At 63.3% G+C, this 18,507-nt stretch carries 21 protein-coding genes and 1 pseudogene; 13 read left to right on the forward strand and 9 right to left on the reverse strand.

The annotated features are described in order from the left end of the window. The 4 genes from rsmI (at nt 1) to J6524_RS26595 (ending at nt 3,482) form a co-directional block, all read left to right on the forward strand. On the forward strand, nt 1–966 hold the full coding sequence (gene rsmI / locus J6524_RS26580) for a 16S rRNA (cytidine(1402)-2'-O)-methyltransferase (protein WP_225676068.1): 966 nt from the start codon (nt 1–3) through the stop codon (nt 964–966). Then, a complete protein-coding gene (locus J6524_RS26585; protein WP_225676070.1) occupies nt 953–1,366 on the forward strand; it encodes a YraN family protein in 414 nt (137 codons plus the stop codon). The genes rsmI and J6524_RS26585 overlap by 14 nt, the downstream gene beginning before the upstream one ends. A 29-nt stretch (nt 1,367–1,395) precedes the next feature. Beyond that, nucleotides 1,396–2,343 (forward strand): glutathione synthase, encoded by a 948-nt coding sequence (gshB, locus tag J6524_RS26590; RefSeq protein ID WP_225676072.1) that lies wholly within the window; start codon nt 1,396–1,398, stop codon nt 2,341–2,343. 287 nt (nt 2,344–2,630) lie between these two features. After that, nucleotides 2,631–3,482: a hypothetical protein gene (locus J6524_RS26595; protein ID WP_225676074.1), complete on the forward strand. Its 852-nt coding sequence runs from the start codon at nt 2,631–2,633 to the stop codon at nt 3,480–3,482. A gap of 15 nt (nt 3,483–3,497) precedes the next feature. Here the strand turns inward: J6524_RS26595 and J6524_RS26600 are convergent, their stop codons facing one another. Then, a complete protein-coding gene (locus J6524_RS26600; protein ID WP_225676076.1) occupies nt 3,498–4,226 on the reverse strand; it encodes a tetratricopeptide repeat protein in 729 nt (242 codons plus the stop codon). Nucleotides 4,227–4,478: 252 nt separating this feature from the next. Here J6524_RS26600 and J6524_RS26605 point away from each other — a divergent pair, with 252 nt between their 5' ends. From J6524_RS26605 to J6524_RS26620, 4 genes and pseudogenes are all read left to right on the forward strand, one after another. Further along, nucleotides 4,479–5,462, forward strand: a complete 984-nt coding sequence (locus J6524_RS26605) for an MBL fold metallo-hydrolase (protein WP_225676078.1) — start codon at nt 4,479–4,481, stop codon at nt 5,460–5,462. A 263-nt stretch (nt 5,463–5,725) separates the two neighbouring features. Further along, nucleotides 5,726–5,908: a hypothetical protein gene (locus J6524_RS26610; protein WP_225676080.1), complete on the forward strand. Its 183-nt coding sequence runs from the start codon at nt 5,726–5,728 to the stop codon at nt 5,906–5,908. 154 nt (nt 5,909–6,062) lie between these two features. Continuing rightward, nucleotides 6,063–7,601: a YifB family Mg chelatase-like AAA ATPase gene (locus tag J6524_RS26615; RefSeq protein ID WP_225676082.1), complete on the forward strand. Its 1,539-nt coding sequence runs from the start codon at nt 6,063–6,065 to the stop codon at nt 7,599–7,601. Nucleotides 7,602–7,693: 92 nt separating this feature from the next. Then, nucleotides 7,694–7,792: pseudogene (locus J6524_RS26620) on the forward strand (NapC/NirT family cytochrome c); the annotation flags it as partial. A 92-nt stretch (nt 7,793–7,884) separates the two neighbouring features. Here J6524_RS26620 and J6524_RS26625 read toward each other — a convergent pair. Beyond that, the gene (locus J6524_RS26625) at nt 7,885–8,544 is read right to left on the reverse strand and encodes a diguanylate cyclase (protein ID WP_312002481.1); all 660 of its coding nucleotides are present in this window, start codon (nt 8,542–8,544) and stop codon (nt 7,885–7,887) included. A gap of 308 nt (nt 8,545–8,852) precedes the next feature. Between J6524_RS26625 and J6524_RS26630 the strand changes: the two genes are divergently transcribed. Further along, nucleotides 8,853–9,320: a hypothetical protein gene (locus J6524_RS26630; RefSeq protein WP_225676084.1), complete on the forward strand. Its 468-nt coding sequence runs from the start codon at nt 8,853–8,855 to the stop codon at nt 9,318–9,320. A 143-nt stretch (nt 9,321–9,463) separates the two neighbouring features. Further along, on the forward strand, nt 9,464–11,698 hold the full coding sequence (locus J6524_RS26635; protein WP_225676086.1) for a PAS domain-containing hybrid sensor histidine kinase/response regulator: 2,235 nt from the start codon (nt 9,464–9,466) through the stop codon (nt 11,696–11,698). Nucleotides 11,699–11,819: 121 nt separating this feature from the next. On the opposite strand, the gene coaA is transcribed toward J6524_RS26635, so the two are convergent. From coaA to hisB, 7 genes are all read right to left on the reverse strand, one after another. After that, complete coding sequence (gene coaA, locus J6524_RS26640) at nt 11,820–12,776, reverse strand: type I pantothenate kinase (protein WP_225676088.1); 957 nt, start codon at nt 12,774–12,776, stop codon at nt 11,820–11,822. A 14-nt stretch (nt 12,777–12,790) separates the two neighbouring features. Next, entirely contained in the window at nt 12,791–13,114 is a 324-nt protein-coding gene (locus J6524_RS26645) for a phosphoribosyl-ATP diphosphatase (RefSeq protein WP_225676090.1), read from the reverse strand. Between the two features lie 95 nt (nt 13,115–13,209). Continuing rightward, nucleotides 13,210–13,986, reverse strand: coding sequence for an imidazole glycerol phosphate synthase subunit HisF (gene hisF, locus J6524_RS26650; protein ID WP_225676092.1), 777 nt, complete (start codon nt 13,984–13,986; stop codon nt 13,210–13,212). 99 nt (nt 13,987–14,085) lie between these two features. Next, nucleotides 14,086–14,835 (reverse strand): 1-(5-phosphoribosyl)-5-[(5-phosphoribosylamino)methylideneamino]imidazole-4-carboxamide isomerase, encoded by a 750-nt coding sequence (gene hisA / locus J6524_RS26655; RefSeq protein ID WP_225676094.1) that lies wholly within the window; start codon nt 14,833–14,835, stop codon nt 14,086–14,088. Next, nucleotides 14,823–15,473, reverse strand: a complete 651-nt coding sequence (hisH, locus tag J6524_RS26660; RefSeq protein ID WP_225676096.1) for an imidazole glycerol phosphate synthase subunit HisH — start codon at nt 15,471–15,473, stop codon at nt 14,823–14,825. The genes hisA and hisH overlap by 13 nt, the downstream gene beginning before the upstream one ends. Beyond that, the gene (locus J6524_RS26665) at nt 15,470–16,000 is read right to left on the reverse strand and encodes a DUF2628 domain-containing protein (RefSeq protein WP_225676098.1); all 531 of its coding nucleotides are present in this window, start codon (nt 15,998–16,000) and stop codon (nt 15,470–15,472) included. The genes hisH and J6524_RS26665 overlap by 4 nt, the downstream gene beginning before the upstream one ends. A gap of 38 nt (nt 16,001–16,038) precedes the next feature. Beyond that, nucleotides 16,039–16,632: an imidazoleglycerol-phosphate dehydratase HisB gene (gene hisB, locus J6524_RS26670; protein ID WP_225676100.1), complete on the reverse strand. Its 594-nt coding sequence runs from the start codon at nt 16,630–16,632 to the stop codon at nt 16,039–16,041. A gap of 192 nt (nt 16,633–16,824) precedes the next feature. Between hisB and hslV the strand changes: the two genes are divergently transcribed. From hslV to J6524_RS26685, 3 genes are read left to right on the forward strand one after another with little or no spacing between them, the layout of a single operon-like run. Further along, entirely contained in the window at nt 16,825–17,376 is a 552-nt protein-coding gene (gene hslV, locus J6524_RS26675; protein ID WP_225676102.1) for an ATP-dependent protease subunit HslV, read from the forward strand. A gap of 13 nt (nt 17,377–17,389) precedes the next feature. Beyond that, on the forward strand, nt 17,390–17,875 hold the full coding sequence (locus J6524_RS26680; protein ID WP_225676104.1) for a GNAT family N-acetyltransferase: 486 nt from the start codon (nt 17,390–17,392) through the stop codon (nt 17,873–17,875). Then, the gene (locus J6524_RS26685; RefSeq protein ID WP_225676106.1) at nt 17,872–18,483 is read left to right on the forward strand and encodes a DUF2585 domain-containing protein; all 612 of its coding nucleotides are present in this window, start codon (nt 17,872–17,874) and stop codon (nt 18,481–18,483) included. Before J6524_RS26680 ends, J6524_RS26685 begins: the two co-directional genes overlap by 4 nt. Nucleotides 18,484–18,507: the final 24 nt, after the last annotated feature.

Consider the following 18,507-nt stretch of genomic DNA (forward strand, 5'->3'; position numbering starts at 1 on the left):
ATGCGCGCAAAACCCGGTTCAAACTACGGCTCTGATACCGAACCGGGTTCGGCCCACAGGACATTTTTGATCGGCGGCCACGTCCTTAACGCCGCGAAGCCCGCGCCGGGCCTCTATCTGGTGGCAACCCCGATCGGTAATCTCGGCGACATCACATTGCGCGCCCTGGAGACGCTGGCTGGCGTCGACATCATCGCCTGCGAGGATACCCGCATCACCCGCCGCCTGACCGAGCGCTATGCGATTTCGGCGGAACTCAAGCCCTATCACGAGCACAACGCGGCCATGGCGCGGCCGAAAATCCTGGAACGGCTGGCGCAAGGCGCCTCGATCGCGCTGGTGTCGGACGCCGGCACGCCCCTCATCTCCGATCCCGGCTTCAAGCTGGTGCGCGAGGTCTGTGCCGCCGGCCACGCCGTGATCGCGGTGCCGGGCGCGTCCTCGGTGCTAACGGCGCTGTCGGTCGCGGCCCTCCCGACCGATCGCTTCTTCTTCGACGGATTTTTGCCGGCCAAAGAAATCTCGCGGCGGACGCGGCTCGCCGAACTGGCCCGGATCGACGCCACGCTCGTCATGTTCGAATCCGGCAACCGCGTGCAGGAGACGCTCGCCGACCTCGCCGAAATCATGGCCGGCCGCGACGTCGCGATCTGCCGCGAGCTGACAAAGCTGCACGAGGATATCAAGCGCGGCCCCATCGCCGATCTGGCGAAGGCTGCCGGCACGCTGGAAACCCGCGGCGAGTTCGTGCTCGTGGTCGGCCCGCCGCGCAAGGACGCCAATGTCATGACGCAGCACGACCTCGACGATCTACTGCGCTCGTCGCTCATGCGCGACAGCGTCAAGGACAGCGTCGCGCATGCGGTCGAGCTTTCGGGACGGCCGCGCCGCGAGGTCTACGCTCGCGCGCTCGAGCTCGCCAAGGAGATCAAAGAGGAAGTCAGGGGCGACGATGGCGAAGAATGACGGCACATCGCCACCGGACGCGGTGGCAAAGCTCGCCGCGCCAGAGCGGGTCGCCGCCTTTCGCACTGGCCTCTCGGCCGAAAGCCGCGCGGCCGCTTATCTGATGGCCAAGGGCTATCGCATCCTGGCTAAGCGCTTCCGCAGCCCTTACGGCGAGATCGACCTGATCGCGAAAAAGCGCGATCTCGTGGCCTTCATCGAGGTCAAGGCCCGCGCCAGCCTGGATGACGCCGCCTACGCCGTGACGCCGCGCCAGCAGGCGCGCATCGTCAATGCCGCCCAGGCCTGGCTGATGGCGCATCCCGAGCATGCCGAATTCGAGCTCAGATTTGATGCCATCCTGATTGCGCCGCGTCGCCTGCCACGCCATGTGTTATCGGCATTCGACGCCAGTCCATAAATATCCCTCAAGAGACCCGGACCTCTCCCATGAAACTGAATGTCGCCGTCCAGATGGATCCCATCGCGCGTATCAACATCCGCGGCGATTCGACCTTTGCGCTGCTCCTGGAAGCGCAAAAGCGCGGCCACAGCCTTTGCTATTACACCCCCGACAAGCTGTCGCTGCGCGGCGGGGAGCTGGTGGCGCCGGTGCAGCATCTCACCGTGCGCGACGAGGTCGGCGATCATTTCACCCTCGGCGAGCCCAGGCGCGAGCCGCTTGAGTCCTTCGACGTTATCCTGCTGCGGCAGGACCCGCCCTTTGACCTAGCCTACATCACCTCGACCCATTTCCTGGAGCGCATCCATCCCAAGACGCTGGTGGTGAACAACCCGGCAGCCGTGCGCAACGCGCCGGAAAAACTCTTCGTGATGAACTTTCCGCAGCTGATGCCGCCAACGCTGATTTCGCGTGACCTCGACGAAATCAATTCGTTCCGCGACCAGCATGGCGCCGTGGTGATGAAGCCGTTGCACGGCCATGGCGGCGCCGCGGTGTTCCGCGTGATGCCGCAGGATATGAATTTCGGCTCATTGTTCGACATGTTCTCGGTCACCTTCCGCGAGCCTTGGGTGATCCAGCGCTTCCTGCCCGAGGTGAAGCACGGCGACAAGCGCATCATCCTGGTCGATGGCGAATTCGCCGGCGCGGTCAACCGCGTGCCCGCGCCCGACGACCTTCGCTCCAACATGGTGCGCGGCGGCGCTGCACACGCGACCGAGCTTTCACCGCGCGAGCGCGAGATCTGCGACACGTTGGGGCCGGCGCTGCGCGAACGCGGACTATTGTTCGTTGGCATCGACGTGATCGACGGCAACCTCACCGAGATCAACGTGACCTCGCCGACTGGCATCCGCGCCATCCAGCGCCTCAACGGCCCGGACGTCGCCGGAAAAATCTGGGATACGATCGAGAAGAAACGCGCCGGGAAATAGTTTCCCCCAAACGACCTATCGACCAACTTGTTTGCAGCGCGCCCGGCGCGACCTGACTTGCGCCGGATGAGTTGCGGGCGCTCTCCTGCCGGCTGGATGGAACCGACGGGGGAGCCGCGGTGCCGTTCTGCTGCGCCGCCGGCAGCGGTCTGCCGGATTCCATGACGCTATCGCCACGCGATCCGATATTCTATCATCATACGTCCACTCTTTGGACAAGACTGCACGGAGCGCTGCCGGATGCTCGACCGGCCACCTTCGGATGACATTGGACGAAAGGAGCGCCAATGAACTCCACGCCACCTCCGAAACAAACCGAACCTCACGATGCGCCCGCCGCACGCGCTGATGAACGGCTCGCCCACGCCCGCGAACAGATCAAGCGCGCGGACGAACAGCTTGCGCGTCTGACTGAACAGGTTGCAAAAATGGAGCGCGACGATGCGCATCCGCCTTCGGCGCGATCCGCTCCGCAATCTGACCCGCAATCACCAAGAAAGCTGGCGTTCCGGACCCTCGCCGCCTTGCCGCTGGCGGCGTGCATCATTGTCGTTGCCCTGGTTTTGCAGTCGTCCTATGGCGACGGCGCCAAGCGCGGGGCACCGCAGCTCGCTTCAACGCAATCAGCGCCGCCGGAAAATCCGTCGTCGCCCGCAGAGCCCACTCCATCTACCGTTCAAGTGGCCGGTGCGGCGCCAGCGCCGCCGCAAGCATCATCACCGCAAGCACCATCCTTGGCTGAGGCCCCATCACCGCAAGCATCACCACCGCAAGCACCAACCCTGGCTCAAGCCACACCACCGCAAGACGCCGCGCCGCCTGCTGCCGCGGCGGCTCCCGAACCGACACAGTTGCTGCAAACCATCGCGCGCGATCTCGCGAACCTCGAGCGAAACATCGAACAGCTCAGGGCGAACCAGCAACAAATGGCCAGCGACAATGCAAAAGCCATTGGGGATCTGAAGGCGACCCAGGAAGAGATGAAACGCGCGCTCGCGAAGGCTTCCGAGCAGAACCCGCCCAAGGTGTCAGCGCCTGCGACGCAGCGGGCTCCGACCTTCCGCAAGCCAGAGCGCTCGCAAGCGAGATCGCGGCCGCGATACCCAAGGGAGTGGATGTACGACGACTACGACTGGTAGCTGTCGATGCCAGTCTTATTTTAAGCCGTAGCGCGACATCTCGCCGGCAATATCCGGTTTGACGCGCTCCGCCATCATTATGTCGACAGTGCCACGCGGCTCGTCACCCTTCATCAACCTCGCCTTTCCGCGTCCAAACAGAGCGTGCGGTTGATTCGGGTTGATCTGCAAAGCAGCGTCGTAATCCGCAATTGCCTTATCGAGGTTGCCCATCTTGAGATAGACGAATCCGCGACTGTCCAGGAAAGCGGCGTCCGCCTGGTACAGCCGGAGCGCCTCATTGCAATCGGCTAACGCGGCCTGCAGTTCGTCCCTGATTGCGCGGGCGTAACAACGGCTGTTGAAGGCTACAAAGCAATTTGGCGCGACTTTGATCGCTTGACTATATTTATCGATAGCACGATCATGCTCTCCTTTGTCGCGGTATACTTGACCCCTTCCCACGTGAGCCAAGGCGTTGTTGGGATAGATATTGATTGCGATATCGAACTGGGTAGCAGCTCGATCGTTGTCGCTTCGTTGCAAAGACCACAGTCCGCTATTGTAAGCCTGCGCGCTGTTACGCCAGTTCTGATAGGCTGGACCCTTGGGATTTGGCATGCATGCCGCGACGGTTTTCGATGCCCGACTGTTCTCCGGCGATTCGGACAATTTCAACAAACTGTCCGCCGTGGCTAGACCGGCAAATCCAACCGCCGCAACAAATTCGACGACAAGCCATAGCGTAGCTACGCGCGCAGGCACTCTCGATTTCATAGCCGACCTTGATGATTTTAAAGCTTGCACTTTCATATCTCTGCAATGTGACGCTGCTGTTGTTCGGACGCCCGTTCGTTCTGCCGTTCTGTCTCTGACGAACTGGCGCTATCTCGTTTTCACATCGCTGCTCTGTCGCCGCCTCCCACTTGCCAATTTCGGCAGGCGGGAGCAGCCTGTAGCCGCGGATGAATCTGTCCGGGCACGAACTGCAAGACATAAAATAGTGGAGGAAGAGGCATGACGACGAATCTTTCGCGGCGGTCTTTGCTTGCGCTTGGCGCAGGACTCGGTGTGGGTCTCGGCGCCTCGACGATGCTCGGCGGCAGCGCGCTGGCGAAGGCGCCGAAGCTCGGCACCCAGACGCCCTATTGGCACCGCTTCATCCTCGGCGACGCCGAAGTGACCGTCGTCTCCGACGGCCCGCTCCCGCTCGGCGATCCCTCCGGCACCTTTACCGGCGTGCCGAAGGAAGAAGTGAAGAAGATGCTCTCCGACAACTTCCTCAACCCGGACAATGTCGTGCTCGAGCAGAACTCGCCCGTTGTGAACACCGGCGACAGACTGATCCTGTTCGACACCGGCATGGGCACTTCGAAAGCGTTCGGCCCGACCACCGGCCAGCAGCAGAAGAACCTCGCAGCGGCGGGCATCAAGCCTGAAGACATCGACGCGGTGGTGTGCTCGCACGCCCATATCGATCACATCGGCGGCCTCGTCGGTGCCGACGACAAGCCGCTATTCCCGAACGCGCAGGTCTACATCGCCCAGAGCGATTTCGATTTCTGGACCGATGAAGGCAAGCTCGGCAGTCCGCTCAAGGATTTCATCATCCACGCCCGCAAGAACCTGATGCCGGTGCGCGACCGGATCGTCTTTATCAAGGACAATCAGGAATTCCTGCCCGGCGTCACCGCGCTCTCGGCTCCCGGCCACACCGTCGGCCACACCATTTATATGGTGAGCTCGAAGGGCAAATCCTTCTGCTTCCTCGGCGATCTCTCGCATCATTCGGTGTTGCTCTTGGAGAAGCCGCGAATGGAATTCGCCTACGACAGCGACCCGAAGCAGGCGGCCGCCTCGCGGGTGAAGATGCTGGACATGCTCGCTGCGCAGAAGATCCCCGTCATGTCCTACCACTTCGCCTGGCCCGGCTACGGTCACGTCGCCAAGAGCGGCGACGGCTTCAGGTATTATCCGGAGCCGATGAATATGCAGCTCTAGGAAAGTCCTCGGTCCGGGGCCGGCCGGTGATCGGCCCCGGATTATCAACGTGGTACCGCGGGCGACCATGCGCACGGCTGGCGCTTCGCCGGGAGCGTCGATCCAAAGCGTCTTGGAACGATCGCGGACCGCCGAAATTGGTTCTCCTTACGCGAGAAAGCACCAGGAGCGTCAGGCCACAGGACCAGCGGGCACCTAGGCCGAAGCAGTAAATAGTAAGCCTGCATCTCGTCCGCTCGGCAGCCAGTTTGGAGGCCCGGCAAATGACCAAGGACATGATAGCGATCGGCGCGGGAATGCTCGTCGTCTGGCTAGGCGTGTGGAGCCTCCGCGATGGCCTGCCGAATGCGAGCCCTGCAAAGACGCAAGCGGTACGGACTCTCGCCGACGATCCGGCGCTGAAGCTCGTTTCCGAGAATAGCCCGTACATGCGAACGGAGCGCTGAGCGCTCCAGTACGGGCCGGAATGGTTGACGATCTGGGGTTGCGCCGGTCGGCGGGTGCCGACAGGCGGCGAAGTCTTTTGCGCCTATGTTCCCCTATTGTTCTTGACTTACCCTCCGGTTCCCCGCTACCTTTGATTGCGTCACGAGGGGTAGCATGGTTGCGCGGGTATCTACCGTAGCCTTTGAAGGGATTGAGGCCCGCGCGGTCGACGTCCAGGTGCAGGTCGCGCCCGGCCTGCCGGCGTTTGCGATCGTCGGTCTTCCCGACAAGGCGGTGTCGGAAGCGCGGGAGCGGGTGCGTTCGGCGCTGATCGCCTCAGGTCTGGCACTGCCGGCGCGGCGGATCACGGTCAATCTCGCGCCGGCCGATCTGCCCAAGGAAGGCAGCCATTATGATCTGCCCATCGCACTCGGGCTGATGGCGGCGATCGGCGCGATCCCGCCGGATGCGCTGAACGGCTTTACCGTGCTCGGCGAGCTCGGGCTCGATGGCTCCATCGCACCTGTGGCGGGCGTGTTGCCGGCGGCGATCGGCGCCAATGCGCGCGAGGAAGGATTGATCTGTCCGGCGGCATGCGGAACGGAGGCGGCCTGGGCGAGCCCCGACATCCAGATCATCGCGGCCAAATCGCTGATCCAGATCGCCAACCACTTCAAAGGCACGCAGGTGCTGTCGCGCCCGCAACCGAAAGTGCACGAGCCGGAAGCGACGCATCTCGACCTGCGCGACATCAAGGGCCAGGAGAGCGCCAAGCGCGCGCTGGAGATCGCCGCGGCAGGCGGACATCACCTCCTGATGATTGGGTCGCCAGGCGCGGGCAAGTCGATGCTGGCGGCTCGGCTGCCCTCGATCCTGCCGCCGCTGTCGCCGTCGGAGCTGCTGGAAGTCTCGATGATCGCCTCGGTCGCCGGCGAAATCCGCGACGGGGCCTTGACGGCGCGGCGGCCGTTCCGCGCGCCGCATCATTCTGCAAGCATGGCTGCGCTGACCGGCGGAGGCCTGCGCGCAAGGCCCGGCGAGATTTCGCTGGCGCATCAGGGCGTGCTGTTTCTCGACGAGCTGCCGGAGTTCGATCCGCGCGTGCTCGATTCGCTGCGCCAACCCCTGGAGAACGGCGAGGTCTCGGTCTCCCGTGCGAATCACCGCGTCACCTATCCGGCCCGCTTCATGCTGGTCGCGGCGATGAACCCTTGCCGCTGCGGTCAGGCTTATGATCCCGGCTATTCCTGCAGGCGCGCACCGGTCGACCGCTGCACGGCGGATTACCAGATGCGCATCTCCGGCCCGCTGATGGACCGCATCGATCTGCGCATTGAGGTTCCCGCGGTCACCGCCGCCGACCTGATCCTGCCGCCGCCGTCCGAAGGCTCGGCAGAGGTCGCCGCTCGCGTCGCTGCCGCCCGCGACATCCAGCTTGCGCGCTATGCATCGACCGGCATGCCGCAGATCCGCACCAATGCTGAAGCCCCGGCCTCGCTACTCGAGACGATCGCGCAGCCGGATTCGCAGGGGCAAAAGCTTCTGCGCGACGCTGCCGAAACCATGAAGCTGACGGCGCGCGGCTATCACCGCGTGCTCCGCGTCGCGCGCACGCTTGCCGATCTCGATGGCGCAGAGAAGATCGGCCGGCTGCATCTGGCCGAGGCGCTGTCCTATCGCGCGCTGGCCGAGGATCTGCGGCGGGCGGCTTGATGCGTCGCACCATTCCGGCTGGCGCACGGCTCGTTGGAGCGCGGCCATAATAAGAGATCATCAAACAAGCCGAGCATTTGCCCCTCGTTATTAAGATGCAGGCGTCGAAAGAAGTCTGGGACAAGATCTTCGGCACGATCGACACCAGGCAGAAATTCCAAAATCACCGGCTCGAACTCGCCAAGCACGAATGATCCGCGCGCCGAGCTGGCACGCTATTTTTCCACGGCTACCGCCGAGCGGCCCTAAAGCAGGAGACGATCCGAGGAATGATCGTCACGCTCTAATCCCTCGCTCGCCGGTCGGCGTAGCGTAAACCGCGGATCAATTCCTCCAGGTACGGCAGGACTTCGAACAGGGCGGTCGCGACCAGCATCGTGACGATGTACGTCAGCGGCAGTGGCTGTTGCTTCAGCGTGAATGAAAAGTCCGGTGTTCCCTGACCGAACAATGCGGCGAAGGCTGGCCAGTGCAGCGCGATGACGAGCAGCAATCCAGTGAGCGGCAGCATCTCGAGGAAGCTGTGAACGTGCTGCTCGGTCGGCGAAACTTCACGCGTTTTCGACGCGTAGCGGACATCCCAAATTGCGGTGACCTCGTGAAGAAGCAGGAATACGATCATGACGAGGATCACGCCCGAGGTTATTTCGAGGAAAAGCGCGGCCAGCACCGGAACGGCCATTTGCGCAAATTGGGCCAGATGCAGAACCGACTCCCACCAGCCGCTTGTTTTCTCGATGTGGCTGGCGCGATGACAGAGATAATCGGCAAAGCCGGCAGCTAGCCAAAGCGGCAGTATGAAGTACATCAACATCCCTCGCAGGACCTCGTCAGCCCCCATCGGCACCTCCCGTGACAAGCCCGACGGTACAAACGGCTGAGTTCGGACAAGTTCCTGTGCGCCGGGATCCGAGCCCCCTAACCCGGGTGAGCGCAGCGACACCGATTTTGGACTTACGCCGTCATTGCGAGCGCAGCGACGCAATCACTTGTCGCCTCACGCGCGGAGAGATTGATTGCTTTTGCTGCGCTTGCAATGACGGCGGGGGAGGCTTCGGAATAGCGATACCCCGCCGGCGCGGAGATGGCGGCCATCCATCCACATGCAATCCACATCCCTCACCCCACTCGCGATCAGGGTGCTGCGTCTCACAAAAACAACCGGCGTCAACCTGCCGGTAACTAGTCCCCTTTACCTTCTGCCAACCATAAGCCCCGTGTCGCGGGCTTATCGTTGGCGAGTAGCGTGTCATGTTGCGTTTGAAGATCCTGGCCTCGGCGATTCCGCTGGCGATTGTCGCGCTGTTCGCACACGGAGAGTTTTTGGGCGGTCCCCGACCCTGTATCGAAGTCGCGGGTACGACGGTCCAGATCGCCGCTCTCTCCTGGCAAGCGCACCACCACGTCAGTTTCACCGATGATCCCTCTCGGGCGACGGTACGGGTCCAGGTTTCCGACAGCGCGGAAGCCGCCGACTTCACCGTGATCGACGATATCGATACCGCCGAAACCGGCGCCTGCCAGAGCAGCACACCGCCGCGGCTGATTGCGATCTCCCGGCACACCTCGGAGGCCGACCCCGTCATCTATTTGTCGAGGGACGGACCGGCGGACTACCGTATCTTCGTTGCCTCGAAGAGCTTTTCGCTGCTCGATGCCGCGGCCCTGATCGTCGGCGCCCGCGGCGAGCGCCATCGCCTTCAGGCGGCATCGCTTTAACACTTGATTCACCCTGTTCTCATCGCGGCCACGACGCGCTGGGAGCCTCAAGCACTTTGCAACGTCGGCGAAGCATCGTCTCTCCGATAGCGACGGCGAAGCAAGCCGGGTCAATTCAGGCAGCAAGCTCAGGGTTATTGGCGATGGGGCGGATTTTCCGGATCAAACTTCGCTTTCGCCGTTTCGGCCGCCGCCATCCCTGGCTCACCTTCACGCTACGCTCGCTCATGATCTTCTCGGTCGTGTTCGGTGCCGCCTATGGATTCATCACCGGAAGCAAGACCGAGAATTCCGGTTACGACCCGCACGCATTTGCAATCGGCGTTTCCTTTCTGTTTGCGATCGCCTGCGTCGCGCTTGCCACGTTCAGCGTCCGCCTCCGCCTCATGCGCAAGAAGATGCGCAAGATCGCGCTGCACAACGAAGCCTTGGCCGACCGGAACTGGGAATTGCAGGAAGCCGAGCAGCGCTCCCGTCGCCTGTTCGAGTCGCAGGGCGATCTGATCGTGCTGCGCGATACCGAGGGTCGCATTACCTTTGTAAATGACGCCTACTGCGAACTCGCGCAAAGGTCCCGCGATCAGTTGATCGGCAGCCGGTTCGCGCTGCCTGTGCTCGAACAGGGCGACACCGCGCTCGAGCCGAACGGCACCCGTGTTCACGACCAGCGAATTGAAGGTCCACTCGGCCCGCGCTGGATTGCCTGGCGCGAGGGCCTCGTCCGCAATGACGCCGGCGGACCGGCCGAAATGCAAGCCGTCGGGCGCGACGTCACCGACCGTACCGAAAGCGAGCGCGCGCTGACCGAAGCCCGCGACCAGGCCGATGCGGCGAGCCGCGCCAAGTCGCGCTTCCTTGCGATGGCAAGCCACGAGATCCGCACGCCGCTCAACGGCATCATCGGCATGAGCAGCCTGTTGATGGATACGCCGCTGACGCCGGAACAGACCACCTATGTCAAGGCGGTGAAGACCTCCGGCGACGCCCTGCTAGCGCTGATCGAGGAGCTGCTCGACTACTCCAAGATCGAGGCCGGCAAGATCGACCTCGAACATCGCCCGTTCGCACTAGCCGGCATGATCGAGGACATTACCGAACTGCTGGCGCCGCGCGCCGAGGCCAAGAAAATCGAGATCGCCGCCTATGTTGACGAGCGGCTGCCGCGCGAGGTGATCGGGGATGCTGCGCGCTTGCGCCAGGTGCTGCTCAACCTGGCCGGCAATGCGATCAAATTCACTTCGGCTGGCGGCGTTGCCCTGATCGTCGAGCCCGGCATCTGGCCCAATGAAATCAGTTTCCTGGTGCGCGACACTGGCATCGGCATCGCGCCCGAGGCGCGCGAGCGCATCTTCCGCGAATTCGAGCAGGCCGATGACAAGATCGCCCGCAGCTATGGCGGCACCGGCCTTGGGCTGAGCATCTCCGACCGTATCATCAAGCGCATGGGCGGCCGTATCACGCTGCACAGCGAGCCGGGCGTCGGCTCGACCTTCGAAGTATCGATCCCGCTCGCTGACGCCGAGGGCGAACAGACCTCCTTCTCGGCACCAGATCTCGCCGGTCAATCGATCATGTTGGTTTCGCCGCAGAGCATCGAGGCCTCGCTTACGGCGCGGCGACTGCAGCGCTGGGGCGGACAGGTCTGCATGGTATCCGAGGTCGATGTCGCCGAGGCCCTGCTGCCCGAGCGTTCCTGGCATGCCGTGCTGATCGACCACACGCTGGGGCTTGCCGAGATTGAGCGGCTCGGCGAAGCCGCGCGCCTACATGCCACGCAGCGCATCGTGATGTTCACGCCGGCGACGCGGCAGGAAATGCAGCCGTCCGCCAGTTCGGCCCTCACCGGTTATCTGGTCAAGCCGCTGCGCGCCGCTTCGCTCGCGGCCCGCCTGACGGCCGCGCCGGAAGTGGCCGCGCCCAGCCTGGAGCCGGCCATCGACCCTGACAAGACGCCGGCCGCGCCGGAGAACAAAGGCCTCTCGATCCTGGTTGCCGAGGACAATCAGATCAATGCGCTGTTGATCCGCTCGCTGCTCGGCCGGCTCGGCCATCACGCCGTCATCACAACCAATGGCGAAGAGGCGCTGGAGTCCTGGCTGTCGGCGAAATCCGCTGGCACCCCTTATGATCTCGTCCTGATGGACATCCAGATGCCGCAGCTCAACGGTATCGAAACCACCAAGCGGATTCGCGCCCTCGAGGCCGGCGAGCCGGGCAACCGGACGCCGATCCTTGCGCTGACCGCCAACACGCTGGTCGAAGATCGCTACGCCTGCTTCGAAGCCGGCATGGACGGATTTTTGATCAAGCCGCTCGACCGCGAGAAACTTGCCGAGGCGCTTGCCGGCCTGATCGCATCACGGCACATCGCGGCGTGATTTCGTAGGGTGGGCAAAGCGGAGCGTGCCCACCATTCAGCAATTGAGGATAGATGGTGGGCACGGCGCAAGAGCGCCTTTGCCCGCCCTACGAAAGCCGCTAACGCAGGGACGACAGCGACTACAGCCGCCGCAACGCCACCGTCTCGACGAGATGATCGGCGCGCTTTTTCAGGATCAGCGTCGCGCGCGGACGGGTCGGCAGGATGTTGTCCTCGAGATTGGCAAGGTTGGTGCGTTCCCAGATCGCGATTGCGGTCGCGGTCGCCTCCTCGTCGGACAGCACCGCATAGCGATGGAAGTACGATTTGGGATCATGGAACGCGGTATCGCGGAGCGCGAGGAAACGCCTTACATACCATTCGCGCAGCACCGGCTCCTCGGCGTCGATATAGACGGAGAAATCGAAGAAGTCGGATACCACCGGCACGGCTTTGCCATCGCGCGGCAGACGGCCGGTCTGTAGCACGTTGACGCCCTCGACGATCAGGATGTCGGGGCGGTCGACCTCGATCCACTCGTTCGGCACGATGTCGTAGACCAAATGCGAATAGACCGGCGCACGCACCGGCCGGCGCCCGGCCTTGATGTCGGAGAGGAAGGCCAGCAGCCGCGGCAGATCGTAGCTCTCCGGAAAGCCCTTCTTCTGCATCAGCCCCTGGCGCTCCAGCACGGCATTGGGAAACAGGAAGCCGTCGGTCGTCACAAGGTCGACCTTGGGCCGCGGCGACCAGCGTGCGAGCAGCGCCTGCAGCACGCGCGCGGTGGTCGACTTTCCGACCGCGACAGAGCCGGCGACGCCGATGATGTAGGGCACCTTGCGGTCGCGGATGCCGAGAAACTGACGCTGCGCGCGGAAGAGCCGATCGGTCGCATCGACATAGATCGACAACAGGCGCGACAGCGGCAGGTAGATGTCCTCGACCTCCTGCAAGTCGAGGCGGTCATGCATCGAACGCAGCCGCTCGAATTCACCCGGCTCCAGCGTCATTGGGGTGTCGTCGCGCAGCCGCGCCCACTGCTCGCGGGTGAAGATGCGGTAGGGATTATATTGCTGATCGGGGGTCCGGATATCCATGAGCTGCCTCTCGGTCAGTCGCGCTTGCGCGACGCCTTCTCCTCGAGCCCGGACATCGAGGTCCGCTGCGCCAGCGCGGCCTCGACCTCTTCCAGCTTCACGCCGCGCGACTTCAAAAGCACCAGGAGGTGAAACACCAGGTCTGCGCTTTCGGCGATCAGGTGGCCACGATCGTTCTCGATCGCCGCGATTACGGTCTCGACCGCTTCCTCGCCCAGCTTCTTGGCGCAGTGCTCCGCGCCCTTGTCGAGCAGCTTGCGGGTGTAGGACGCCTCTCCTCCCGATGCGGCCCGTGCATCGATGGTGGCGGCCAGATCATGGATCGTGAAACGCGACATCAACCGAACTCAACGCTCGCGCCCGGCCAAAGGCCGCGGCGCCGTCCCAAGGCAGGACCTAACGCAGGACTTAGCACTTTTGTGACAGCGAGTCGTCAGGGATCGAGCCGCATCGGCAGGCCGGCCCGCGCCATGTGCTCCTTGGCTTGGCGTATGGTAAATTCGCCGAAGTGGAATATCGAAGCGGCCAGCACCGCGGTGGCGTGGCCTTGGCGGATGCCGTCGACGAGATGGTCGAGGTTGCCGACCCCGCCGGAGGCGATAACCGGTACGGGGACACTATCGGCGATGGCACGGGTCAACGGCAGGTCGAACCCTTGGCGCGTGCCGTCACGGTCCATCGAGGTCAGGAGGATCTCGCCGGCGCCGAGCGACACCACTTCCTGCGCGTATTCAATGGCGTCGATCCCGGTGGAGTTGCGGCCGCCATGGGTGAAGATCTCCCAGCGGTCCGAGCCGCCGGCGCGCTTGACCCGCTTGGCGTCGATCGCGACCACGATGCACTGTTCGCCGAACTTTTCGGCCGCCTGCTTGACGAATTCGCGGTTGGAGACCGCGGCCGAATTGATCGAGACCTTGTCGGCGCCGGAGCGCAGCAGCGTCTTGATGTCCTCGATGGTGCGGACCCCGCCGCCGACCGTCAATGGCATGAAGCAGGCTTCGGCGGTGCGCCGCACGACATCCAGCATGATGCCGCGGTTTTCGTGGGTCGCCGTGATGTCGAGGAAGCACAATTCGTCGGCGCCGGCGGCGTCATAGGCGATCGCCGCCTCGACGGGATCGCCGGCGTCGCGCAGATCGACGAAATTGACGCCCTTGACTACCCTTCCATCTTTCACATCGAGACATGGGATGACGCGGACTTTGAACATGGCGAAACTCCCAAAGCGTTTTCAAGCGAAGTGGGTACCGGTTCGCGTGAAGAAAACGCGTCAAAATAAAGAAGTAGAGCCATGGTTCCAACCATGGCTCTACGCCGCGGCGCGCGCGTTGCGGATCAGCGCGAGCGCGGCGGCGGGATCGAGCCGGCCGTCATAGAGCGCGCGGCCTGCAATGGCGCCGGCGAGCTTTTTGGCGCGCGGCTCCAGCATCGCCTTGACGTCCTCGATCGAGGCGAGGCCGCCGGAGGCGATCACGGGGATGGAGATGCGCTCGGCCAGCGCGATTGTGGCATCGAGGTTCAGGCCCTTTAATAATCCGTCGCGGGCGATGTCGGTAAAGATGATGGCAGCGACGCCGGCATCCTCAAAACGCTGCGCGATTTCGAGGACGGTGACCTGCGAGGTTTCGGCCCAGCCTTCGACGGCGACCTTGCCGTCGCGCGCATCGAGCCCGACCGCGACGCGGCCGGGAAATTTTTTGGCCGCGCTCTTCACCAGTTCCGGATCGCGTACCGCCGCGGTGCCGATGATGACGCGGGCGATGCCCTTGTCCAGCCAGGCTTCCACGGTCTTGAGATCCCGAATGCCACCGCCGAGCTGCACCGGCATGGTGACAGCCTTGAGCATCGCCTCGACCGCGCGCGCGTTCATCGGCTTGCCGGCAAAGGCGCCGTCGAGATCGACGACATGTAGATATTCGAACCCCTGCTCGGCAAAGGATCGCGCCTGCGCGGCGGGATCGAGGTTGAACACGGTCGCGCGCGCCATGTCGCCTTGCTCGAGGCGCACGCACTGACCGTTTTTCAGGTCAACCGCAGGAAAGAGGATCACGGCTTCCACTTCAAAAAGTTCGAGATCAGGGCCAGGCCAAAGCGCTGGCTCTTCTCGGGGTGAAACTGCGTGCCGATTGCGGTGTCCTTGCTCACGATCGCAGTCACCGGCCCGCCGTAATCGGCGCGCGCCAGCACATCCGCTTCGTTGGCAGCGTTGAGGTGATAGGAATGCACGAAATAGGCGTGGCGTCCCTTCGGCCCGAGCGGCAGGTGCTCCAGCACCGGGTGCTCGCGGAGCAGGTCGAGCGTGTTCCAGCCCATATGCGGGATCTTCAGGTTTTCCTCGCGCGGCGAGATCTTCTCGACATGGCCTTCGATCCAGTTGAAGCCCTCAGTGACGACATGCTCCTTGCCGCGCGTCGCCATCAACTGCATGCCGACGCAGATGCCGAAGAACGGCCGCGCCTTCACGCGCACTGCTTCCGTCATCGCTTCCAGCATGCCGTCCACCGCATCGAGGCCGCGGCGGCAATCGGCGAAGGCGCCGACGCCGGGCAGCACAATGCGGTCGGCGCGGTACACTGTATCAGGGTCGCGCGTCACCATGACCTTCTGCGGATCTTCCATGCTCCGCGCGGCGCGCTCGAAGGCTTTTGCCGCCGAGTGAAGATTGCCGGAGCCGTAATCGATGATGGCAACGGTCATCGCGGCCCTCCCGGTTCGGGGAACAGGCCGATGATCCCGCCTTGCGGCAATGGCGGAGGCTTGGAGAACGGCTGGCCCGGAATGTTGCGGGTCGGCGGCGGCGCCCCGCGATCGACCGACCATTGGTCGTTGACCAAGCCACGGTGCCCACCGGCCCACCGCTCGAAGAAGCGGTGCTCGGCAGCTTCCTCGTCGTCGGCCACCACGATATCGAGCTGACGCCATTTGCCCCGCGACAGCGTCCAGCGCCGCAGGCTGGCCGCCTCCAGACCCATCAGGATTGCGATCAGAACGTCGACGGCAACCATCGTGTTGCGGCTTGCGCCGAGCGCCGACATTCCGAACTGGATCGCGATCATCAGAACAATCCAGCCGATAAGCACCAGCCACAGCCGATGCCACAGCAGCCAGATTACGCTCGCGACCGCTGCCCAGAAATGAAAGCCGTCACGAACAAAGACGAACTTGTCGGTCGCCGAAAGATCGGCGCCATTGGCCACGGGAGCATGCACTGTGTAGACCGGCATCGAACCTCTCCGCCGCGAACAAAAACGCGAACAAGGAATCAACCGCCGAGCTGACCCTTGGTGGAAGGCACTTCGCCCGCCGCGCGCGGATCGATCGCGACCGCGGCCCGAAGCGCCCTCGCCAGACCCTTGAAACAGGATTCGGCGATATGATGGCTGTTCTCGCCATATAAGGTTTCGACGTGCAAAGTCACGCCGGCGTTCATGGTGAAGGCGTTGAACCATTCGCGCACCAGCTCGGTGTCGAACTGCCCGACCTTGTCGCGCGGAAAATCGACTTTGAACACCAGCACCGGCCGGCCCGAAATGTCGATAACCACGCGCGACAGCGTCTCGTCCATCGGCATGTGGATCGAGGCGTAGCGGGTGATGCCGGCCATGGTTCCGAGCGCTTGTTTTACGGCCTGCCCGAGCGCGATGCCGACGTCCTCGGTGGTGTGGTGATGGTCGACATGAAGGTCGCCATCGGCCTTCACGGTGATGTCGATGCGGGAATGCCGGGCCAAGAGATCGAGCATATGGTCGAAAAAGCCGATGCCGGTCGAAACGTTGGATATACCGGTGCCGTCGAGGTTTACCGCAACCTCGATGTCGGTTTCCTTGGTCTTGCGCTTGATGGACGCTGTGCGCATGAAAAACTGCTTCCCTTTGGCCGCTTGGGCCGAAAACGCGGCCCTTTTAACAGGCCGATCTCTCCTTCGCTACTGCGGGAAGCCGCCCAAGGGGCCCAAGTTCGGCCTATGGTGACCGGAATCCGGACCTGGTCGGCCGCGATTGTAACCCTCCTCGCCAGCCCCTAAATCTGACGGGAACGAGGGCGACCCATGCAAGCATCTGAAAATAACCTGCCGATCTGGCACGGCACCACGATTCTGACGGTCCGCAAGGGCGGCAAGGTGGTAATCGGCGGCGACGGCCAGGTCTCGATCGGCCAGACCGTGATCAAGGCCAACGCCAAAAAGGTCCGCAAAATCGGCAAGGGCGACGTGATCGGCGGCTTCGCCGGGGCCACGGCCGACGCCTTCACCCTGTTCGAACGGCTGGAGAGCAAACTGGAACAGTATCCGGGGCAATTGACCCGGGCGGCAGTCGAACTCGCCAAGGACTGGCGGACCGACCGCTATCTGCGTCGCCTTGAGGCGATGATGATCGTCGCCGACAAGGACGTGTCGCTGGTCCTGACCGGCACCGGCGACGTGCTGGAGCCGGAAGCCGGCGTGATGGCGATCGGCTCCGGCGGCAACTACGCCCTGGCGGCCGCCCGCGCCCTCGTCGACACCGACAAGGACGCCGAGACCATCGTACGCCGCGCCCTCGATATCGCCGCCGACATCTGCGTCTTCACCAACAGGAACGTCACGATCGAAACGCTGTAGGGGAGCGGCGGTGATGGTGCCGGACTATGTGTTCCGCCCAATGACATCAGCTGACCTGCCGCTGATCCGACGCTGGCTGGCAGAGCCGCACGTCACTGAGTGGTGGGGAGATCCATCCGAACAATTCGACCTGGTCAGCGGTGACCTCGCCGAACCGGCGATGGACCAGTTCATCGTCTCGACCGCAGGCAGCGATTTTGCCTATCTGCAGTGCTACGCGTTGACCGCGTGGAATTCGGGTTTTGGCGAGCATCCGCTCGGCACCCGCGGCATCGACCAGTTCATCGGCGAGCCCGATATGATCGAACGCGGCCATGGTTCGGCGTTCATTCGTGCCTTCGTCGACGAGCGCTTGCGAAACGGTGCGCCGCGCATCGTCACCGATCCCGACCCGGCCAACGCAAGGGCCATCCGTGCCTACGAGAAAGCAGGCTTTGAAAAAGCTGGTATGGTCGATACACCTGATGGCCCCGCTCTCTTGATGATCCGCAACGCATGACCTCGACCAGCAGCATCGACAACGCGCCGATTGTTCGCACGCTTTCAGGCTGGCAATGGCTTACGATCGCAGCCGCTATCCTCGCAGCGCAAGCCGCGATCCTCTACGGGATGGGACGTCTGCCGATCTGCGCCTGCGGCTATGTCAAGCTCTGGCATGGCGTGGTGCAGAGTTCGGAAAACTCGCAGCACATCGCCGACTGGTACACGCTGTCGCACATCCTGCATGGCATCCTGTTCTACGGCGCAGCCTTCCTGGCGTTCCCTCGCCTCGCCTGGCAAGGCCGCCTGATTCTTGCCATGCTGGTGGAAGGCGGCTGGGAACTGGTCGAAAATTCGGATCTGATCATCAATCGCTACCGCGCCGGCACGATCTCGCTGGACTATTTCGGCGATACCATCGTCAATTCGATCTCCGACTCGCTGGCGATGGTCGGCGGCTTCCTGCTGGCAAAAAATCTGCCGGTAGCCATCAGCGTAGCGCTCGCGCTGCTGTTCGAGTTGGTGATGGCGCTCCACATTCGCGACAATCTGACGCTCAACATCATCATGCTGATTCACCCCGTCGATGCGATCAAGCTGTGGCAGGGTGGGCCGCCGATCATCTGATCTGCTTCACCTACGGCTTGTTCT

The organism is Bradyrhizobium hereditatis, assembly GCF_020329435.1.
Lineage (GTDB): Bacteria > Pseudomonadota > Alphaproteobacteria > Rhizobiales > Xanthobacteraceae > Bradyrhizobium > Bradyrhizobium hereditatis.